Raw genomic sequence first — 2,186 nt, 5'->3', positions numbered from 1 at the left:
TGGCGTTGCTGGCGGTGTGGAAGGCCGGCGGCGCCTACCTGCCGGTGGACGTGGCGTACCCGGCCGAGCGGATCGCCTTCATGCTCGCCGACGCCGACGCGGCGTGCGTCGTGACGGCGGCAGCCTCCCTGGAGGTGCTACCCGCGTCGTTGCCTGCGACCGTGGTGGTCGACGAGCCTTCGCTGCTGGCGGAGTTGGCCGAACTGCCCGACACCGCCGTGCTGGCGGGCGAGCGCAACGGCACCCTGTTGCCGCAGAACCCCGCCTACCTGATCTACACCTCTGGTTCCACCGGCACTCCCAAGGGAGTCCTGGTCGAGCAGGGCGCCGTCGCCAACCACATGCGCTGGATGGCCGACACGTTCGCCCTCGACGGGCGGGATCGCGTCCTGGCCCGAACAGCGCTGAGCTTCGACGCCTCGGTCTGGGAGGTCTGGCTGCCGCTGACGACTGGCGCCACGGTCTGCCTGGCACCGGTGGTGGTCACCAGGGAGCCCGCGCAACTCGTCGAGTACATCCGACGGCACCGGGTCACGATCGCGCAGTTCGTGCCGTCCCTGCTCGCCCTGGCGGTGGGTACGACCGGAGACGGAACCGGTCTGTCGCTGCGGCGGGTGTTCGTCGGTGGTGAACCCGTCACCCCCGCTCTGGCCGCACAGACCGCCGCCTCCTGGTCGGTGGACCTCCACAACCTCTACGGGCCGAGCGAGACCACCGTGCAGATCGCCATGCACGCGTTCGACGCCGCCGCCGACGTGACCACCGTGCCCATCGGGCGCCCGGTCTGGAACAGTCGCGCCTACGTTCTCGACGCTGCGCTGTGCCCGGTTCCGGTCGGTGTGTACGGCGAGTTGTACGTCGCGGGCGAGCAGTTGGCGCGCGGGTACGCGCGGCGGCCCGGTCTGTCGGCGGAGCGGTTCGTGGCGAATCCGTTCGGGGCGGTCGGTGGGCGGATGTATCGGACCGGTGACCGGGTTCGGTGGACCGCGGAGGGTCTGCTGGAGTTCGCGGGTCGTGCGGATGAGCAGGTGAAGGTCCGTGGTTTCCGGATCGAGCCGGGTGAGGTGCAGGCCGTGGTGGCCGGGCATGGGGGGGTCGCCCAGGCTCTGGTGCTGGTCCGCGAGGACGTGCCCGGGGACAGGCGGTTGGTGGCGTATGTGGTGCCGGCTGCCGGTGAGGGCGGGGAACTGGCGCAGGGTGTGCGGGAGTTCGTGGCGCGTCGGTTGCCGGAGTACATGGTGCCGTCGGCGGTGGTGGTGCTGGAGGCGCTGCCGCTGACGGCGAACGGCAAGGTGGACCGTCGGGCGTTGCCGGTGCCGCGGTATGCGGCGGGTGCGGGTCGGGGTCCGTCGACGTTGCAGGAGGAGATCCTCTGCCAGGCGTTCGCCGAGGTGTTGGGTCTGGAGGGTGTGGGGGTCGACGACGACTTCTTCATGCTGGGTGGTCATTCGCTGCTGGCGGTGTCGCTGGTGGAGAAGCTGCGCGGGCGTGGTGTGTCGGTGTCGGTGCGGGCGCTGTTCGAGACGCCGACGGTGGCCGGTCTGGTGGCGGTGGCGGGTCCGGAGCTGGTGGTGGTGCCGCCGAACGGGATCCCGGAGGGTGCTCGGGAGATCACTCCGGAGATGCTGCCGCTGGTGGAGTTGTCCGCTGCGGAGCTGGAGCGGGTGGTCGCGAGCGTCGAGGGCGGCGCGGCGAACGTGGCGGATGTGTATCCGTTGGCGCCGCTGCAGGAGGGTCTGCTCTTCCACCACCTGCTGGGCTCCGACAGCGGTGATGATGCCTATGTGCTGCCCGTGGCACTGGAGTTCGACTCGCGGGAGCGGCTGGACGCGTTCGCGGGTGCGCTGCAGCAGGTCGTCGACCGGCATGACATCTACCGCACCGCTGTGGTGTGGGAGGGCCTGCGCGAGCCGGTCCAGGTGGTGTGGCGTCACGCCGTGCTGCCGGTCACCGAGGTCCGGCTGGACCCGGCCGAGGGCGACCCGGTGGGTGCCCTGACGGCGGCCGCCGGCTCGCGGATCGATGTCACGCGGGCGCCGTTGCTGGGACTGCACGTGGCGGAGGTGCCGTCGGGCTCCATCGTGGCCCTGCTGCGGATCCATCACCTGGTCCAGGACCACACCGGTCTGGACGTGATGCTGGGCGAGGTGCGGGCGATCCTGGCGGGTCAGGCCGACACGCTGGCG

General features: G+C 71.1%; 1 protein-coding gene. It reads left to right on the top strand.

Annotation, left to right across the window (positions count from 1 at the left end; all coding sequences use genetic code 11):
• Positions 1 to 2,186, top strand: a 2,186-nt coding sequence (locus tag ABZ449_RS42010) for an amino acid adenylation domain-containing protein (RefSeq protein WP_360357419.1), incomplete at both ends; no start/stop codon positions are given.

The sequence above is a fragment of the Kitasatospora sp. NPDC005856 genome, from assembly GCF_040629945.1.
GTDB lineage: Bacteria > Actinomycetota > Actinomycetes > Streptomycetales > Streptomycetaceae > Kitasatospora.
This window is presented reverse-complemented; position numbering and strand designations above follow the sequence as displayed.